At 61.5% G+C, this 17864-nt stretch carries 16 protein-coding genes; 9 read left to right on the top strand and 7 right to left on the bottom strand.

All coding sequences use genetic code 11. The annotated features are described in order from the left end of the window. Positions 1 to 111 precede the first annotated feature (111 nt). Positions 112 to 1506 carry a NorM family multidrug efflux MATE transporter gene (locus HGO40_RS22410; protein ID WP_250964783.1) on the bottom strand — a complete coding sequence of 465 codons (1395 nt, stop codon included), beginning with the start codon at positions 1504 to 1506 and terminating at the stop codon, positions 112 to 114. 158 nt (positions 1507 to 1664) lie between these two features. Between HGO40_RS22410 and HGO40_RS22405 the strand changes: the two genes are divergently transcribed. From HGO40_RS22405 to HGO40_RS22395, 3 genes are all read left to right on the top strand, one after another. Continuing rightward, positions 1665 to 2585, top strand: a complete 921-nt coding sequence (locus HGO40_RS22405) for a LysR substrate-binding domain-containing protein (RefSeq protein WP_250964781.1) — start codon at positions 1665 to 1667, stop codon at positions 2583 to 2585. 186 nt (positions 2586 to 2771) lie between these two features. After that, the gene (locus HGO40_RS22400; RefSeq protein WP_250964780.1) at positions 2772 to 4748 is read left to right on the top strand and encodes a methyl-accepting chemotaxis protein; all 1977 of its coding nucleotides are present in this window, start codon (positions 2772 to 2774) and stop codon (positions 4746 to 4748) included. A 376-nt stretch (positions 4749 to 5124) separates the two neighbouring features. Further along, positions 5125 to 6339 carry an aldose 1-epimerase family protein gene (locus tag HGO40_RS22395; RefSeq protein ID WP_250964779.1) on the top strand — a complete coding sequence of 405 codons (1215 nt, stop codon included), beginning with the start codon at positions 5125 to 5127 and terminating at the stop codon, positions 6337 to 6339. Positions 6340 to 6345: 6 nt separating this feature from the next. Here HGO40_RS22395 and HGO40_RS22390 read toward each other — a convergent pair whose 3' ends face one another. Then, positions 6346 to 7839 carry a YifB family Mg chelatase-like AAA ATPase gene (locus HGO40_RS22390; protein WP_250964778.1) on the bottom strand — a complete coding sequence of 498 codons (1494 nt, stop codon included), beginning with the start codon at positions 7837 to 7839 and terminating at the stop codon, positions 6346 to 6348. Positions 7840 to 8053: 214 nt separating this feature from the next. Here HGO40_RS22390 and HGO40_RS22385 point away from each other — a divergent pair, with 214 nt between their 5' ends. Together HGO40_RS22385 and HGO40_RS22380 are read left to right on the top strand one after the other, a co-directional pair. Further along, on the top strand, positions 8054 to 9499 hold the full coding sequence (locus tag HGO40_RS22385) for an alpha/beta fold hydrolase (protein ID WP_250964777.1): 1446 nt from the start codon (positions 8054 to 8056) through the stop codon (positions 9497 to 9499). Positions 9500 to 9742: 243 nt separating this feature from the next. Then, positions 9743 to 11020 (top strand): sensor histidine kinase, encoded by a 1278-nt coding sequence (locus tag HGO40_RS22380; protein WP_250964776.1) that lies wholly within the window; start codon positions 9743 to 9745, stop codon positions 11018 to 11020. Positions 11021 to 11038: 18 nt separating this feature from the next. Here the strand turns inward: HGO40_RS22380 and HGO40_RS22375 are convergent, their stop codons facing one another. Then, the gene (locus HGO40_RS22375; protein ID WP_053126510.1) at positions 11039 to 11299 is read right to left on the bottom strand and encodes an accessory factor UbiK family protein; all 261 of its coding nucleotides are present in this window, start codon (positions 11297 to 11299) and stop codon (positions 11039 to 11041) included. 415 nt (positions 11300 to 11714) lie between these two features. Between HGO40_RS22375 and glnK the strand changes: the two genes are divergently transcribed. The 4 genes from glnK to sutA all read left to right on the top strand — a co-directional run bounded on the left by glnK (position 11715) and on the right by sutA (position 14485). Then, positions 11715 to 12053, top strand: coding sequence for a P-II family nitrogen regulator (gene glnK / locus HGO40_RS22370; protein WP_250964775.1), 339 nt, complete (start codon positions 11715 to 11717; stop codon positions 12051 to 12053). 33 nt (positions 12054 to 12086) lie between these two features. Beyond that, a complete protein-coding gene (locus HGO40_RS22365) occupies positions 12087 to 13421 on the top strand; it encodes an ammonium transporter (RefSeq protein ID WP_186706865.1) in 1335 nt (444 codons plus the stop codon). Between the two features lie 212 nt (positions 13422 to 13633). Then, the gene (locus HGO40_RS22360) at positions 13634 to 14059 is read left to right on the top strand and encodes a secondary thiamine-phosphate synthase enzyme YjbQ (RefSeq protein ID WP_186706864.1); all 426 of its coding nucleotides are present in this window, start codon (positions 13634 to 13636) and stop codon (positions 14057 to 14059) included. Between the two features lie 102 nt (positions 14060 to 14161). Beyond that, the gene (gene sutA / locus HGO40_RS22355) at positions 14162 to 14485 is read left to right on the top strand and encodes a dormancy-specific transcriptional regulator SutA (RefSeq protein ID WP_250964774.1); all 324 of its coding nucleotides are present in this window, start codon (positions 14162 to 14164) and stop codon (positions 14483 to 14485) included. Positions 14486 to 14693: 208 nt separating this feature from the next. On the opposite strand, the gene HGO40_RS22350 is transcribed toward sutA, so the two are convergent. Genes HGO40_RS22350 through dapF form a run of 4 tightly spaced genes read right to left on the bottom strand, consistent with a single transcriptional unit; the run spans position 14694 to position 17863 of the window. Further along, positions 14694 to 15398: an HAD family hydrolase gene (locus HGO40_RS22350; RefSeq protein ID WP_250964773.1), complete on the bottom strand. Its 705-nt coding sequence runs from the start codon at positions 15396 to 15398 to the stop codon at positions 14694 to 14696. Beyond that, on the bottom strand, positions 15395 to 16294 hold the full coding sequence (gene xerC / locus HGO40_RS22345) for a tyrosine recombinase XerC (RefSeq protein ID WP_186706862.1): 900 nt from the start codon (positions 16292 to 16294) through the stop codon (positions 15395 to 15397). Before xerC ends, HGO40_RS22350 begins: the two co-directional genes overlap by 4 nt. A gap of 2 nt (positions 16295 to 16296) precedes the next feature. Continuing rightward, on the bottom strand, positions 16297 to 17019 hold the full coding sequence (locus tag HGO40_RS22340; RefSeq protein WP_053126501.1) for a DUF484 family protein: 723 nt from the start codon (positions 17017 to 17019) through the stop codon (positions 16297 to 16299). A 13-nt stretch (positions 17020 to 17032) separates the two neighbouring features. After that, positions 17033 to 17863, bottom strand: coding sequence for a diaminopimelate epimerase (gene dapF / locus HGO40_RS22335; protein ID WP_250964772.1), 831 nt, complete (start codon positions 17861 to 17863; stop codon positions 17033 to 17035). Position 17864 lies beyond the last annotated feature (1 nt).

Here is a 17864-nt window from a genome sequence, read left to right as displayed (position 1 = left end):
ACCCCAACCCGGGCTGTGGCCGGGTCGCCCCCCTGTGGCGCTTCTCCTATTCTAATGTGCCGGGGCCCCTCGCCCGTCGCCCCCCCCACCCCCGCTCCCACATAGTGAACCTCAGTCGGCTTGGATGCTTTCGAAACGCCGCAGTCCAGGCTCACTGCGAATCATCCGTTTCATCTTCCATTCAAACGCCAGCGTCAGGCTCACGGCCGCACAGGCCAGCCCCAGGGCCAGGCCCCACCAGACACCGGTTGGCCCCCAGTTCAAGTGGAAAGCCATCCACCACGCCGACGGCGCACCGATCAGCCAATAGCAACCCAGGCCCACCAGGAAGGTGGTCTTGGCGTCCTTGAGTCCGCGAATGCAGCCCATGGCGATGGTTTGCGTGCCGTCGAACAGCTCGAACCACGCCGCCACCGCCAGCAGGCTCACCGCCAGGTTGATCACCTCGCGAAACGCCGGGTCGTCGTGGTCCAGAAACAAGCCGATCAATTGATGAGGCAACAACCAGAACACCATGGCGAACGCCAGCATCGCGGCTGCGCCGAAGCCGATCCCGACCCGCCCGGCCAGGCGCGCCATCAGCAGTTGCCCGGCGCCGTAGTGCTGGCCGATGCGCATGGTGATGGCGTAGGACATCCCGGCCGGCACCATGAACGCCACCGAGACGATTTGCAGGGCGATCTGGTGAGCCGCCAACGGTGTGCTGCCCATGGTGCCCATGCACAGCGCGGCGAACGCGAACAACCCGACCTCCACTGCGTACGTGCCGCCAATCGGCAGGCCCAGGCGCCACAGTTCCTTGAGGTATTGGCGGTTGGGCCGCGACAGCCCATCCAGCAGCGGATAGGCACGGTAGGCCGGGTGCCGATGGATGTGCCAGGCCAGCGTCAGGGCCATGCAATTGGCGACGATGGCCGTGACCAGGCCGATGCCCATCAAGCCGAGTTTCGGCAGGCCGAACATGCCGGTGATGAGCGCGTAGTTGAGCAGGAAGTTGGCCACCGTACCGCCGAGGCTGATCACCATTACGGGTGTGGCTCGGCCGATGGCGCTGGTAAAGCCGCGCAGGGCCATGAAGCTCAGGTAGCCGGGCAGGGCGAATGGCAGCGCCAGCAGGAACTGCCCGGCGGACAGTACGTTGGTTTCGGTCTGGCCGAACATCAGCAGCACCGGCTTGAGGTTCCACAGCAGCAACCCGGCCATCAGCGCCATCAACCAGGCCAGCCATAATCCGGCCTGGGTCAGCCGGGTAGCCCCCTCGATATCGCCTGCGCCCTGGCGAATCGCAACCAGGGTGCCCACCGCGGCGATCACACCGATGCAGAAGATCGACACGAACGAATAGGTGGCCGCCCCGAGCCCACCACCGGCGAGGGCTTCGGGGCTCAGGCGCGCCATCATCACGGTGTCGGTGAGCACCATCAGCATGTGCGCCAACTGCGAGGCAATCAACGGCCCCGCCAGCCGCAGGATGGCCCAGAGTTCGGTACGCACCGGATGCCGCATGATCATCACGCTCCCTGTTCAAAGACGGCAGTAAAGCGACGATTCTCGGCGCTCTCGACGGATTGCACAAAAGGATAAAAAAGATCGCTGGCATGATTAAAACTCATGCTGGACGCGTTTCTGGTAGGGTTTGCAAACACCGCCATGGAGCTTTTGCGATGCCTCGTCGTCTTCCTCCGCTTTATGCGCTGCGGGCATTCGAAGCCGCGGCACGCTACAGCTCGTTCACCCGGGCCGCCGAAGAGCTGTCGATCACCCAGAGCGCCGTCAGCCGGCACATTCGTACCCTGGAAGATCACTTTGCCTGTCGGCTGTTCCAGCGCAGCGGTCGCAACTTGCAACTGACCGAAGCGGCGCGGCTCCTGCTGCCGGGCGTGCGCGAAGGTTTCATGGCGCTGGAGCGGGCCTGCCGCACCTTGCACGGCGAAGACGGCATCCTGCGCATGAAAGCGCCTTCCACCCTGACCATGCGCTGGCTGTTGGCGCGCCTGAGCCGTTTCCGGCATCTGCAGCCCGGTAACGAGGTGCAACTGACCAGTGCCTGGATGGACATCGATTCGGTGGACTTCAACGTCGAGCCCTTCGATTGCGCCGTGTTGCTGGGCAACGGGCATTTTCCGGCGGACTGGGAGGCCAGTCTGCTGTTCCCCGAGGAGTTGATTCCGGTGGGCGCGCCGAACCTGTTGAACGATCAGCCCTGGGACGTGGCGCGGTTGGCCAGCGCCGAACTGCTGCACCCGACGCCGGATCGCCGGGACTGGCGCAACTGGTTGCAACGCATGGGCCTGGCCGACAAGGTTTCGCTCAAGGGTGGACAGGTGTTCGATACCCTGGAGCTGGGCATGATCGCAGCGGCACGCGGCTATGGTGTGTCCATGGGCGACCTGCTGATGGTGGCCGAGGACGTTGCCCAAGGGCGCCTGAGCCTGCCATGGCCGACGGCGGTTGCCAGTGGCGAGCACTATTACCTGGTCTGGCCGAAAACCCGGCCAGGGGGTGAGCGTTTGCGCCGGCTCAGCGACTTTCTCCAGGGCGAGGTCAAGGCCATGCAATTGCCCGATGTGCAGCGTCTGGGCTGAAACGATGCAGTTGGCGTGCTAGCCACTTGGCATTAATCCGTCCAAACCGCTCAAGTATTTGGCTTTGCCGCCGAATCCGTGAAGATGGAACCCTCGTTCAGAAAGGGTCTACTTACACCTCCCCCGAATAAAATGCCGAGCGTGCGACGTGATCAGGATGATCCGGTCTCTCGGCCAGGAGCCGTCATGTCTCAACCCCGCGCCCGGATCGCCTCGCAGCTAGGCCTTGCCCTTGCCGTGATACTGGCGGTCGTGATCTCCGGCAGTACCGTCTTCGCCTTGCGTTCCCTGGACACCGCCAACCTTGCTACCCGTGAAGAGCACTTGGCCAGCGAAGCGCGCCTGATGGCCGATCAGCTCAATACCTTCCACAGCACCTTGCGTGAGAGCACCCAGCGCTTGGCCGGCCTGTTCGAAAAGCGCTTCAGCGCGGGTTTGACCGTGCATCCAGACCAGCCGGTGACGGTGGCGGGCGTACAGACCCCGGGCTTGAACCTGGGCAGCGAAGTGTTGAACAACAACTTCAAGGAAGTGGATGACTTCAAAGCGATGACCGCCGGTGTGGCCACGGTATTCGTGCGCAGCGGCGACGATTTCATCCGGGTCAGCACCTCCGTCAGTAAACAGGACGGCACGCGGGCCATCGGCACTGTGCTCGACCGCGCCGGTCCAGCCTACGGTCCGGTGATCAGCGGGCAGAGCTACATCGGTCGAGCCCTGTTGTTCGGGCGCTTCTACATGTCGCAATACACGCCGGTACGCGACAGCAGCGGCAAGATCATCGCCGTGTTGTATGTAGGCTTCGATTACACCGATGCGCAGAACGCGCAGTTCGAAAACCTCAAGCGTTTCCGCATTGGCCAGACCGGTTCGCTGGCCTTGTTGGATGAGCAAAACAAATGGCTGGTGCCGCCGGCAGGTGTACAGGCGCTGGATAACGCGACCACGGCCATTACGGGCCTGATCAAAAAACCGGGCAAAGGTGCGTTCTGGGCCGATACCACCGAAGATTTCTACAGCGTTGCCGTGCCGTTCGAGGGCGGGCCGTGGGCGGTGGTGGCGAGCATGCCGAAAACCGAGATCCGCGCCGTGACCTGGAGCGTCGGTACGCAGTTGGCCATCGGCAGCCTGCTGGCGATGCTGTTGGCGGTCGGCTCGGCGATGTGGTTGTTGCGTAGCAAGCTGGCACCGCTGGGGGATCTGGTGCGCCAGGCCGAAGCATTGGGCGCTGGCGACCTGAGCGTGCGCCTGAACGTGTCGAGCCATGACGAAATCGGTCAGTTGGCCCGTGCCTTCAACCAGATGAGCCAGGCCCTGTCGACCATGGTCGAGCACATCCGCAAGGCCTCCCAGGAAGTCACCAGCCGCGCCCAGGCCCTGTCCGGGTTGTCCCGCGGGGCGTACGAGGGCATGGAGCAGCAGTCCGGCGAAATCACCAGTATGGCGGGCGCGGTGGAAGAGTTCAGTGCGACCTCCTTGAACATTGCCGACAACATGGGCAACACCGCGCGCCTGGCCCAGGAAAATGCCCAGCACACCCGCATTGGCCGGACCTCGATGGATGAGGCCTCGTCGTCCCTGGAGCAAATTGCCGGCGCGCTGAACAGCACGGCCTCGGTCATCAATACCCTGGGCCAGCGTTCCCAGGAGATCGGCGGCATCGTCGGTGTCATCACCTCGATTGCCGAGCAGACCAACCTGCTGGCATTGAACGCCGCCATCGAGGCCGCCCGCGCCGGCGAACAGGGCCGTGGTGTCGCCGTGGTGGCCGATGAAGTCCGCAGCCTGGCGTCCCGCACCCGCCAGGCCACAGACGAAATCTCCAGCATGATCAACAGCATCCAGCAGGAAACCGGCAATGCCATCAGCACCATGGAGCAGGGCAACCTGCTGATGCAGGAAGGCTTGTCGCGCAACGCCAACGTGGCCTCGGCCCTGGCGCGCATCGACGAGCAGAGTCGCTCGGCTGGCCAGCAATTCGCGGCGATCACCACCGCCACCCAAGAGCAAAGCAGCACCGCGACCCTGCTCAGCAGCAACCTGCAGAGCATCGCCATGGCCAACAGCGAACAGCGCCAAGTGGTCTCGAACCTGGCCCTCACCGCCAAGGAACTGGAAAAACTCGCCCAGGACCTGCGCCAAGAGGTTGATCGCTTCCGCTGAGGCCTCTGCAACCACCGCGAGCAGGCCCCCCCGAAATTTGTGTGGGAGCGCGCCTGCTCGCGAAAGCGGCTGTCCAAAATCTCTACTCACTGACCCACCGCCTTCGCGAGCAGGCTCGCTCCCACAAGGGAGTTTACGGGTGATCCCTCTTCTTGCGCCTGCCTGGAATCAGTGTGGGAGCGGGCTTGCTCGCGAAGGCGGCAGTCCAGTCACCCTCATCTCAACCTGACCCACCGCTATCGCGAGCGAGCCCGCTCCCACAAAAGCCCTCAATCCAGTGGTCCATCTTTTTTTAAGATTATTGCTGTTTTTTAGCTTGCTGAAACGTTTCTTCAAGTCTATAAAAACCGCACAACTCCAATAAAAGGTCGCGTCCATGACTCCGTTCAAACTGCTCGTTACCCTTGGCGCCTTGGGCGCTGCTTCCCATGCGATGGCTTGGGATTACGTCCTGCTGGATACCGATAAAGCCGCCCAACCCTGGCAAATCACCAGCCAGCAACTCGGCGTGAAGACCGACAAGCCCTTTTCCGTGACGATGCGTACCCTGCACGGTGGCCGGCAGGAAGGTGTCAGCGTGGTCGACATCGACAACGGCACCCTGAAGCTTTCAGTGGTCCCGACCCGTGGCATGAATGTGCTGCAGGCATCGGTTGGCGACGTGCGCATGGGGTGGGATTCGCCCGTCAAGGAAGTGGTCAACCCGGCGTTCATCGAGCTCAACGGTCGAGGCGGGTTGGGTTGGCTTGAAGGCTTCAACGAGCTGGTCACCCGCTGCGGCTACGAATGGGTCGGCCATCCCGGCATGGACAACGGCGAGCTGCTGACCCTGCACGGTCGCGCCGCGAATATTCCGGCCAACAAGGTCACCTTGCACATCGATGAGAAACCGCCCTACGCCATTACCCTGCGGGGCGAGTTGAAGGAGCAGGCATTCAAGAAGGTCGATTTCTCGGTGCAGACCGAACTGGTCACCGAGCCCGGCAGCGTGACGTTCGCGCTCAACGACACGCTGACCAACAACGGCGATTACCCGAAGGAATACCAAGCGCTCTACCACAGCAATTTCAGCACGCCGTTCCTGGAGCAGGGCGCTCGTTTCGCGGCACCGGTCAAGCAGGTCTCGCCGTTCAACGACAAGGCCAAGGGCGACTTGTCCGATTGGCAAACCTACCGGGGCCCGCCCAAGGATTACGACGAAACCGTTTATAACGTCGTGCCCTACGCCGACGCCAAGGGCGACACCCTCACGGTGCTGCACAACAAGGCCGGCAGTCTCGGGGTGTCGGTGGGCTTCAACACCAGCACGCTGCCCGTGTTCTCCCTGTGGAAAAACACGGATACCCAAGGCCAGGGCTACGTGACCGGGTTGGAGCCCGGTACCAGTTTTTCCTATAACCGCCGGTATCAGCGCCCCTTGGGCCTGGTGCCCACCATCGCGCCGAAAGAGCACAAGCAATTCCAGATCCACTACAGCCTGTTGGCAGACAAGGGCGCTGTGGATAAGGCGCTCAAGCGCATCGATACGATCCAGAACGGTCAAAAAACCGAGGTTCGGCAAACACCGTTGGTGGACCTGAGCAAACCATAAAGCGGTTCAAGCCGTAGCCGGCCGGTACTGCAACGCTTCGGCCAGGTGCTCGCGGCGAATGCTCCCCGCTTGCTCCAGGTCTGCCAGTGTCCGGGCGACCTTGAGCAGGCGGTGGGCGGCGCGCAGCGACAGCGTCAGCCGCTCGCAGGCGGTTTCCAGCCAGGTTTCGTCGGTTGTGGATAACTTGCAATGCCGGCGCAATCCCGGCAGATCGAGGAAGGCATTGGCACAGCCCTGGCGGTCGTGCTGGCGCTCCCGGGCTTCGGCGACGCGCTCGGCGACCGTGGCCGTATCGTCCCCGGGTTCGTGCTTGGGGTTCAAGGCCGTGGCTTCCCGGGCGACGGTCAGGTGCAGGTCGATGCGGTCCAGCAGCGGGCCGGAGAGTTTGTTGCGGTAGCGCTGCACCATGTCCGGTGTACAGGCGCAGCGGCCGCTGGGCTCGCCAAGATAGCCACAGGGGCAGGGATTCATCGCCGCCACCAACTGGAAGCGCGCCGGGAAGCGCACCCGGTCACGGGCGCGAGACACCACGATGTGTCCGGACTCCAGCGGTTCTCTCAAGACCTCCAACACCTTGCGGTCGAATTCCGGCAGCTCATCCAGAAACAGCACGCCATGGTGGGCGAGGGTGATCTCCCCTGGCTGCGGTTTTGACCCGCCACCGACCAGCGCCGGACCGGAAGCCGAGTGGTGTGGCTGGCGAAACGGACGTTGCGGCCAATGGCTCAACGGCACGCAACTGGCCACCGACTGAATGGCTGCGCCCTCCAGGGCTTCGCTCTCGGCCAGTGGCGGCAGCAGCCCGGGCAAACGGCTCGCCAACAGGGTCTTGCCGGTGCCCGGTGGCCCGCTGAACAACAGGTTGTGAGCCCCTGCGGCGGCAATCAGCAACGCCCGCTTGGCCGCGGCCTGGCCTTGCACTTCATTCAGGTCGGGGTAGGGTTTGCTGGCCGAAAGCAGCCCATTGGAAACGAACGGCTCGACCGGCGTGTGACCGTTGAAGTGCGCCACCGCTTCCAGCAGATGGTCCACGGCGATCACCTTCAGCCCCGAGGCCAGGCAGGCTTCCTCGGCATTGGCCCGGGGCACCACCAGCATGCGCCCGGCCTTGCGCGCCGCCAGCGCCGCGGGCAATACCCCTCGCACTGGGCGCACTGCGCCAGACAAGGCCAGGTCCCCGAGGCATTCCACGACGTCCAAGGTCAGGGTCGGCACTTGCACGCTGGCCGAGAGGATCCCCAGGGCGATGGCCAGGTCGAAGCGGCCGCCGTCTTTTGGCAGGTCCGCCGGCGCCAGGTTCAGGGTGATGCGACGCGCCGGAAACTTCAGCCCCGAGGTGATGATCGCGCTGCGCACCCGATCCTTGCTTTCCTTGACCGCCGCTTCCGGCAGGCCAACCATCGTCAGCGACGGCAAGCCATTGGCCAGGTGGACTTCAACGGTAACGGCAGGCGCCTCGACCCCTACTTGGGCGCGGCTGTGGACAATGGCAAGCGACATGAATCGTTCCTTGAGTGAATGGGGCGCCGCGTCCTGCGGCTCCTGAAGGTTAGTCGTGGGGATGAATTTGGCGCGGCAATTGATAGGGCAAATTTTGGCAGGATGTTGCGGGGTGCTGATCCAGTTTAAGTTTGGCTATAGGAGGTGGATGAGATGATGCCGTGGAGGTGGCAATTCTCTTCTACACTCTTGGCCTATAAAGGGAGGGGGTCGCATGAAGCTCTTGACTTGGCTGATAACAATTATTGTGCTGGTGGGGTGTGCAGGTCATAAGGGGACGGATTACCAGAATGCCAAAATGCATATGCTTTACATTGATGGGGATGGAAACCTCATTGATCCAAACCAGAAAACAATCATCGGTGAGCGAGGCGATCTAAAAAAAACAAAAGAGGACGAGAAGGCCTATCTTGAGAATATTTTCCAGAATTACATGGCGCTCCAGAGCAAGGATAAGACATTAAGAATTACCTTGTTCATACACGGCGGTTTGAATAATTTTTCTACAGCAGTTGACCGTCCTGGAAGAATGGTCGACGACATGCTTGCTGATCATCAATACCCTATTTTTATTGCTTGGAACTCCGATTTTGGGCCTAACTATGGTGACCATCTATTTATAATTCGAATAGGGCTGAATAGGCCGGTGTTGGGTGCAATGACCTCTCCCGTTGTGTTGATCGAGGATTTAGGGCGGTCCTTGGTCAGGGTTCCATCATCGCTGTACAAGGAAATTTCAGACCCTGTCGCGGTTCTCAAAAGCGTCACTGTCGCTGATGAGAAGGATTACCAAAAGAGAGTCGATAAACTGGACGAGAAGGGATTTCAAATAAGCAATTCGCCGCCCCATGTCGGTGTGCGCAGTGATTACTACACCGTGTGGAATCCAGTCAAACTGGGGATGGCCCCCTTGGTCGACGGCTTTGGAACTGGGGCATGGGATGGAATGCTTCGTCGTACTGACCTGGTGTTGACTAAAAATATAGCGTTTGAGGGCGATTTAATCACCGAGCCAGATAGAGAGTTCAAGGGGCCGGTTCGCTACGCTGATACGGCCGTTACCGCACTGCTCCATCGTTTGGAAAAAAAGGGCAATCAACAAGGCTCTCCCTATCATGTTGAGGGGAGTGAGATAAACATCGTTGGCCATAGTATGGGGGCGATTGTCGCGGTTAATATCCTTGCCAGGCATCCGGATCTTAACGTGAATAACCTGGTGTTCATGGGGGCTGCCGCCCGGGTAAAAGAAGTCGAGAATGTCGTTGTGCCTTGGTTGGTAACAAGGCCTGAAGTGGACTTCTGGAATTTGAGCCTGGATCCGTACAGAGAGGTTGGTGAAAATTTCTTTTTTGATTTCATGCCCCGCGGGAGCCTCTTGAACTGGATTGATTACACGTTTGGCGAAGTCAATTCATTCAAGGATCGAACGGCTGGGTCTTGGTGGAACATGACTCGGTTGGCTGAAGATATTTTTCCGGATACCCAGGTTGTTGATGACGTGGCGTGTTACCGGCCACTGCGCAATAGGGTGCATTTAACTCGCTTTCCTATCGATAATCTCGGCAAGTGGCCACAAAAACATGGGGAGTTTGCAGACTACAAATTCTGGCGGGAGGGCTATTGGATGGCTGAATCTGCGGTGAAGCTGGACAGGCCATAGAGGTTCACGGTTGTCCATGTGACAGAGCGCGGAGCGTTAAGTCGTTCCGCGCTAACCTTGTGCAACTCCCTTGGCACTCGGCTGCCAGTGTCTTCAGGTTGTGAACCTTTGCGCTTTCTTCACTATCACGGGAGCCCTACAAAAAAGCTCCGCCGGTGGGCAAATTGTCCGGGACCGGCCTGCTAGACTCGATTTTGCCCAGTCGGCACTTGGCGGTATCAACGGCACAGCGAGGAAGTGGCCATGAACGATCTGCTGGCTCTGTTAACCGACAAGCGCTTCATGCCTCACGGGCATTGCTACATGTGGCGTCCGGATTTGCTGTGGACCAATGTGATCGCCGACGGCTTGATCACCCTGTCCTACGTCACCATCCCTTTCACCCTCCTGTACTTCATCCACAAGCGCAAGGATGTGCCGTTCGATTGGATGCTGGCGGCTTTCGGCGTGTTTATCCTGGCCTGCGGGACCAGCCACGTGTTGGAGATCCTGACCATCTGGCAGCCCTATTACTGGCTGTCGGCGCTGGTCAAGGTGATCACTGCGATCGCCTCGGTGATTACCGCCATCCTGCTGGTCCGGTTGGTGCCGGCGGCCCTGAAGATTCCCAGCCCACAGCAACTGGCCAAGGTCAACGACGAGTTGCGCGAGGCGCAGGCCGAACTGGTGACCACTGCGCGCCGGGCCGGCATGGCGGAGATCGCCACCAATGTGCTGCACAACGTGGGCAATGTGCTCAACAGTGTCAATGTGTCAGCCCAGGTCCTCTACGATAAGGTGCACACCTCCAAGGGGCCTGCGGTGGCCAAGGTCGCCCAGTTGATGAAGGACCCTCCCGATGACCTCGGCGACTTCATCAGCACTGATCCGAAAGGGCGCGCGCTACCCGACTATCTCGACAAGCTGGCCGACGCGCTGGCCGTCGAGCAGCAAGGCATGATCGCCGAGCTGGCCCAATTGACCCGTCGAATCGACCACATCAAGGAAATCGTCGCCACCCAGCAGTCCTACGCTGGTAATGCCAGTGTCTTGGAGCCGGGCTCGCTGCGGGAGTTGGTCGAGGATGTCGTGCGCATTTGCGATGTGTCCCTGGCCCGCCACCACATCACGCTGATCAAGGAATTCAGCGATACCCCGCAAATGCCGCTGGATAAGCACCGAGTGCTGCAGATCCTGGTCAATCTGATCAACAACGCCAAGCAGGCGCTGGACGCGGGTACGAACCGGCCGCCGCAGATCGTCCTGCGCCTGAAGATCGTTGACGAGGGGCGCGTGCGGGTCGAGATCGAGGACAACGGCGAGGGGATCGCGCAGGACAATCTGGCGCGGGTGTTCGAGCACGGCTTCACCACGCGTGTCGACGGCCATGGTTTTGGCCTGCACAGCTGCATCCTGGCTGCGCACGAGATGGGCGGCGATCTGACCGTGCAGAGCGCCGGGCCGGGCAGGGGCGCGCTGTTTATCCTGGAGCTGCCGCTGGCACTGAGCCCGGCCCCGTCTCAACATGTTGCGAGGGGTTGAGTGGCCTGCAGGGGCTGCTTATTCCTGTGCCGGAGCCAGTCGCGCTTCCAGCTCCGCGACCTTGGCCTCCAGGCTTTCGAGCCGCGCCCGGGTCCGGGCCAGTACGACCATCTGGCTGTCGAATTCTTCCCGGCTGACCAGGTCCAGCTTACTGAAGCCGCTTTGCAGCAGGGCCTTGAACTGGCTTTCGATTTCGCTTTTGGGCAGCGGCGTGTCACCACTCAAGAGGCGGGAGGCGTGGCCGCTCAGGGCGTCGAGGAGGTCTTTGGGCGCAAGCATGTGCAGGTGTCCTGGAAACGATGGCGGGCAGTGTACCACGCAGTGTCTATAGTCAATTCGCAAGCCAGGGATGCACGCTTTTCGCGCATTGCGCCGGGCGTTGCTGCACTGTTGTTGTGCGTAACGTTGCGGTTCATGACGCAGTGCACGTCAAGCAGGTGGCCAAGAGATTGAAATCAGAGGGTTTGGGTGCAGATGGCAAGGTTTCTGCTTAGAGGCTGATGACCCATGCACTGATGCAGTCGCTGTGACGAATGCAGTGCAGCAGGCGGAACGGGGAGTTTCGTCAGGATCGGTTAACTGGCACCTGTCGGGCAACTTGGGCCGACGACGCGTTACAAAGCCAGGCACTGCGCTTAGACTTGAGTCGGGTTTGTTTTCCTCGGGCAAGTCGACCAATTCGGGAGAAAGTTTCATGAAGCTAGTCACTGCCATCATCAAGCCGTTCAAGTTGGACGACGTGCGCGAGTCGTTGTCCGAGATCGGCGTGCAGGGCATTACCGTTACTGAGGTCAAGGGCTTCGGTCGGCAGAAGGGCCACACCGAGCTGTATCGCGGCGCGGAATACGTGGTCGATTTCCTGCCCAAGGTGAAGATCGATGTCGCCATTGACGACAAGGATCTTGACCGGGTGATCGAGGCAATCACCAAGGCCGCCAACACCGGCAAGATCGGTGACGGGAAGATCTTTGTGGTCAATCTGGAACAGGCTATCCGCATCCGTACCGGCGACACCGATACCGACGCCATCTAAGCCGCCACACCCACCGCCCCAGGAGAAAACAATATGACTCTGCGTAAATTCGCAGGGCTAGGAGCCCTGTTGTCCTTCGCAATGCCTGGCCTGGCCATGGCAGAAGAAGCGGCAGCCCCTGTCCTGAACTCCGGCGACACCGCCTGGATGCTCACGGCCACGATTCTTGTACTGTTCATGACCATTCCCGGCCTGGCACTGTTCTACGGTGGTATGGTCCGGTCGAAAAACCTTCTTTCCGTGATGATGCAGTGCTTTGCCATTACCGGTCTGATCAGCGTCCTGTGGGTCATCTATGGCTACAGCATCGCGTTCGACACCACCGGCATGGAGCAGGGCGTCGTCAATTTCAACTCCTTCGTCGGTGGCCTGGGCAAGGCGTTCCTGGCGGGCGTCACGCCGGCGAGCATCACCGGTCCGGCGGCGCTGTTCCCTGAAGCGGTGTTCATTACCTTCCAGATGACCTTCGCCATCATCACCCCGGCCCTGATCGTCGGCGCATTTGCCGAGCGGATGAAGTTCTCCGCCATGCTGATCTTCATGGGCGTGTGGTTCACCCTGGTGTATGCACCGATTGCGCACATGGTCTGGTCCGGCAACGGCGGCCTGATGTGGGACTGGGGCGTGCTGGACTTCGCTGGCGGCACCGTGGTGCACATCAACGCCGGTATCGCAGGTCTGGTGGCGTGCCTGGTATTGGGCAAGCGCAAAGGCTTCCCGACCACCCCAATGGCGCCGCACAACCTGGGTTATACCCTGATGGGCGCGGCCATGCTGTGGGTCGGTTGGTTCGGCTTCAACGCCGGTTCCGCTGTCGCCGCCAACGGCACCGCCGGCATGGCGATGCTGGTGACCCAGATCGCGACCGCTGCGGCGGCGCTGGGCTGGATGTTTGCCGAGTGGATCACCCACGGCAAGCCAAGCGCGCTGGGCATTGCCTCGGGCGTGGTCGCCGGTCTGGTTGCAATTACCCCGGCTGCCGGCACCGTGGGCCCGATGGGCGCCCTGGTCATCGGCTTGGCGGCGGGCGTGGTGTGCTTCTTCTGCGCTACCACCCTCAAGCGCAAGCTCGGTTATGACGATTCCCTGGACGCCTTTGGCGTACACGGCATCGGCGGTATCCTCGGCGCGATCCTGACCGGTGTGTTCGCCGCTCCGGCACTGGGTGGCTTCGGCACCGTGACCGACATCGGCGCGCAAGTGTGGATTCAATTCAAAGGCGTGGGTTTCACGGTGGTCTACACCGGGATCGTCACCTTCATCATCCTCAAGGTGCTGGATGCCGTCATGGGTCTGCGTGTCACCGAGGAAGAAGAAGCCGTGGGCCTGGACCTGGCCCAGCACAACGAGCGTGGCTATAACCTGTAAATACGCGCCCTAAAAAATGCCCGGTTCGCCGGGCATTTTTTTGCCTGGAATTTGTCATTGCTCACAGGATGCGGCGGTTTTTCCGACGCCTTTTGTTGTGGATGCGACATGGGTTTTTATACCGCCAAAGGCTTACATCGAAGCAAGAATATTAGGGCCTTTGTTTTTTCCCAGAGCGCGCTAGAATGCGCGCCGAACGTGCGGAGATCTGTATGTGGCAACAGACGCTGATAACCCTGCGGGCAAGGCCCCGGGGCTTTCATCTGGTGACGGACGAGTTACTGGCCGGCCTGCCTGAACTCAAGGCGTGTCGTGTTGGTCTGTTGCATCTGTGGCTGCAGCATACCTCGGCCTCGTTGACCATCAACGAGAACGCCGATCCGGCGGTACGTCGAGACTTCGAACGATTTTTCAATCGGCTGATCCCACAAGGAGCCGCCGGTTATGAGCACAACGACGAAGGCCTGGACGACCTCCCGGCGCACTTCAAGGCCAGCGTGCTCGGTTGCCAGCTCAGCCTGCCGGTTACGGCAGGAAGGCTGGCGTTGGGAACCTGGCAAGGTGTTTATCTGGGCGAGCACCGTGATCACGGCGGTGCTCGTAAAGTCCTCGCCACCTTGTACGGTGAAGAGGCATAACCGCTGATTGCCGGCGGATGTTGAATTTTTTCTGGCAGCCTTCGAACAGATGGCGAAGCTGGGCTATAACTAATCTGCTTTTCGCAAGTCATGAGGTAGAACATGAGCGACGATGATCTGGAAAACGACGACCTCGAAGTAGGCGACGAAGACGAGACCGAAGAAGGCCTTGAAGTGGCGGCGGAAGACGTTGCCGAAGACGATGGCGCCGACGTTCCGGCTCCTACCGCCACAGGCAAGGCCAAGGCAGCGGTATCGGTCGACGAATTGCCGAGCGTAGAGGCCAAGAACAAGGAGCGTGATGCGCTCGCCAAGGCCATGGAGGAATTCCTGGCCAGGGGCGGTAAAGTGCAGGAAGTGGAGGCCAACGTGGTCGCTGATCCGCCCAAGAAGCCAGACAACAAGTACGGCAGCCGCCCTATCTGAGTGTCTGCTTCTTGCTTGCTGAAAAAGCCCGCCGTCGCTGCGGGCTTTTTCATGGGGGCGATTCCATTCCCTGGCCTGGCGCGGTCCCTGTGGGAGCGAGCTTGCTCGCGATAGCGGTTTGTCTGTTGGCATTGATGTTGGGTGTGCCGCCGCCTTCGCGAGCAAGCTCGCTCCCACATAGGGGTTTGGGGAGCTGCGAAGCAGGGGTTCAGGGCTGGCTATGCCACCCTGCCAATAACCCCGGCAGTTCGGTCAGGCTGCGGATTTGCGCGTCTGGCGCGTGATCGGCACTCCAGGGCTTGCCCGCCGGGTTGAACCACACCGCGCGCAGGCCGGCCTGTTGGGCGCCGGCGATGTCGTCGCCGGGGTGATCGCCAACGTGTACGGCGGTGCGTGCCGTGGCGCCGCCGCGTTGCAAGGCTTCGTGGAACAGCCGGGCGTCGGGCTTGGCGATGCCGATGTCTTCGGCGCACAGGGCGAACTTGAAATAGTCCGCCAGCCCCAGGCGGCGTACGTCGGCGTTGCCATTGGTGACCACGCCGAGGGCGAAATGATTGGCCAGGATTTCCAGGGTGGGCTGCACCTCGGGAAAAATGTCCAGTTGATGGCGGGCATGCAGGAACGTCTCGAAGGCCTGGTCCGCCAGTTCAGAGGCTTGCCACTGGTCGTAGCCGGCCTCCTGCAAGGCACGGAACAGCACCCGCCGGCGCAACGCACTGATGCGATGCTTCAGGTTGGGTTCTTCGCGCAACACTTGCTCGCGAATCGAAAAAAGATGCTCCACCGGCAGCCCGCCCAGGTTCGGGGCGTTGTCGGTCAGCCATTGGCGGAGTACGGCTTCGGCGCTGGCGATCACCGGGGCGGTGTCCCACAAGGTGTCGTCCAGGTCGAAAGTGATGAGCTCGATGGTCATGATTCGTCGCCCTTGATGCGTTTGGCCCTGGGGTGGGCACTGTCATAGACCGTTGCCAGGTGCTGGAAGTCCAAATGGGTATAGATCTGTGTGGTCTTGATGTCCGAGTGACCCAGCAGCTCTTGCACAGCGCGCAGGTCCTGGGAGGATTCCAACAGGTGGCTGGCGAAGGAATGCCTGAGCATGTGCGGGTGCAGGTTCTGCCCCAGCTCGCGTTCGCCGGCGGCCTTGACCCGCAACTGGATCGCCCGCGGGCCGAGGCGCCGACCGCGTTGGCTGACGAATACCGCATCGTCGGCAGGGTTGGCCAGTGCTCGCAGGGGCAGCCACTGCTCCAGGGCTTCCCGGGCCTTGCGGCCGACGGGCAGCAGGCGCGTCTTGCTGCCCTTGCCGAGCACCTGGACCATGCCGTCGGCCAGGTCCAGCTGATCCAGGTTGAGCCCCGTCAGCTCTGAAAGCCGCAGGCCGGAAGAATAGAACAGCTCGAGAATCGCCTGGTCGCGTCGGGCCAGGAAATCATCCTCGACGGCGCCTTCAAGCAATTGCAGGGCGCGGTCGGTGTCGAGTGTCTTCGGCAGTCGACGTTCGCCCTTGGGCGGCGCCAGGCCAGTGGCCGGATCGTGATCGCACAGGCCTTCGCGATTGAGGTAGTGGTACAGGCCACGCACCGCCGATAACAGGCGCGCCAGGCTGCGGGAGGATTGGCCTTGTTGATGCAAGCGGGCGATCAGGCTGCGCAAGCGCTGGATGTCCAGGGCCGACCAACTGCCGATATTCTGCTTCTGGCACCAGCCCAGCACTTTTTCCAGGTCGCGGCGATAGGCCGATAACGTGTGGGGCGACACCTGGCGCTCACTGCGCAGGTGTTCGCAGTAGGCGTCCAGTTGCCGTTCCATCATCAGCGTACCGGGCGCAGCGAGCCGGCGACCCTTGGCAGCACCCGGCCGGTAACTTCGGCGATGTAGCTCAGGAACAGCGTGCCCACCGAACTCTTGTAGTGCTGCGGATCGCGGCTGGCGATGGCCAGCACGCCGTGCACGCCCTGGTGGGCGATGGCGACGACGGCAGTGGAGCCGATCTGCTTGCGTTGTTCTTCGCCAAACAGGAAATCCAGCTCATGCTCGCGCAGGCTGCCGCTGACGCTTTTGTCTTCCGTGAGCAGGCCGCCAATGGCCGTCTGCGCTTCGGCGTGGGTCACCCAGCGGCCCACCGGCATGGCGTTGTCGCCGAACAGGATCAGGCTGACGAAGGGCACCTGGAAATCCTGGCGCAGGCTGTCTTCGACGCTCATGACCAGGTCTTCGAGGGTGCTGGCGTCCATCAGGGCCAGGATCAGCCGACGGGTCTTGTCGAAGAGCCGGTCGTTGTCCCGGGCCACGTCCATCAGGTGCGAAAGCCGATGGCGCATTTCGATGTTGCGCTCGCGCAGGATTTTCATCTGGTGTTCCACCAGCGACACGGTATCGCCGCGCCGGTGGGGGATGCGCATCGTCGCAAGCAGTTCTTCATGCTCGACGAAGAAGTCCGGATGGGCCTCCAGGTAAGCAGCCACGGCCGCGGTTTCTGGAAGACTGGGGGATTCGTCGGGCTGTGGGGCTGGAACCTGTGGCTGATCGGTCATGGGTTTGGCTCACTCAAAGACGAACTTGTCCTTCGTATACACGCACTGCCGGGCCGGTCATCATCACCGGTTGGCCAGGGCCTGCCCATTCGATGGACAGGCGCCCGCCGGGCAGGTCGATCAACAATGGCGAATCCATCCACCCCTGGCTGATCGCAGCGACGGCAGCGGCACAGGCGCCGGTCCCGCAGGCCTGGGTTTCCCCGGCGCCGCGTTCCCAGACGCGCAATTGTGCGCGGTGGCGGTCGATGACTTGCAGGAAACCGACGTTCACCCGCGCCGGAAAGCGCGGATGATGCTCGATTTTCGGCCCCAGCTCATGCACCGGGGCACTGTTGATATCGGCCACGCGCAGCACCGCATGGGGGTTGCCCATGGAGACTGCCGCCAGTTCCACCAGGGTGCCATCGACGTCCACCTGATAGCTCAAGGCCTGGGCCGGCGCCTGGAACGGGATGGCCGCGGGCACCAGGCGCGGAGCGCCCATATTGACGCCGATCTGGCCGTCGCTGCGCACATCGAGCTCGATGATGCCGCTCTTGGTCTCGACGCGGATCTGCCGCTTGGCGGTCAGGCGCTTGTCCAGCACGAAACGGGCGAAGCAGCGCGCGCCGTTGCCGCATTGCTCCACTTCCGAACCGTCGGCGTTGAAGATCCGATAGCGGAAATCCACGTCCGGGTTGTTCGGCGCCTCGACGATCAGCAACTGGTCGAACCCGATGCCGTTGTGGCGGTCGCCCCATTGCTTGGCATGCTTGGGCTGGATGTGCGCGTGCTGGCTGACCAGGTCGAGGACCATGAAGTCATTGCCCAGGCCGTGCATCTTGGTAAAACGCAGCAGCATG

Source organism: Pseudomonas sp. CG7, from assembly GCF_023701885.1.
Lineage (GTDB): Bacteria > Pseudomonadota > Gammaproteobacteria > Pseudomonadales > Pseudomonadaceae > Aquipseudomonas > Aquipseudomonas zanjanensis.
The sequence above is the reverse complement of the archived record's forward strand: the minus strand, read 5'-3'. Positions and strand labels throughout refer to the sequence as shown.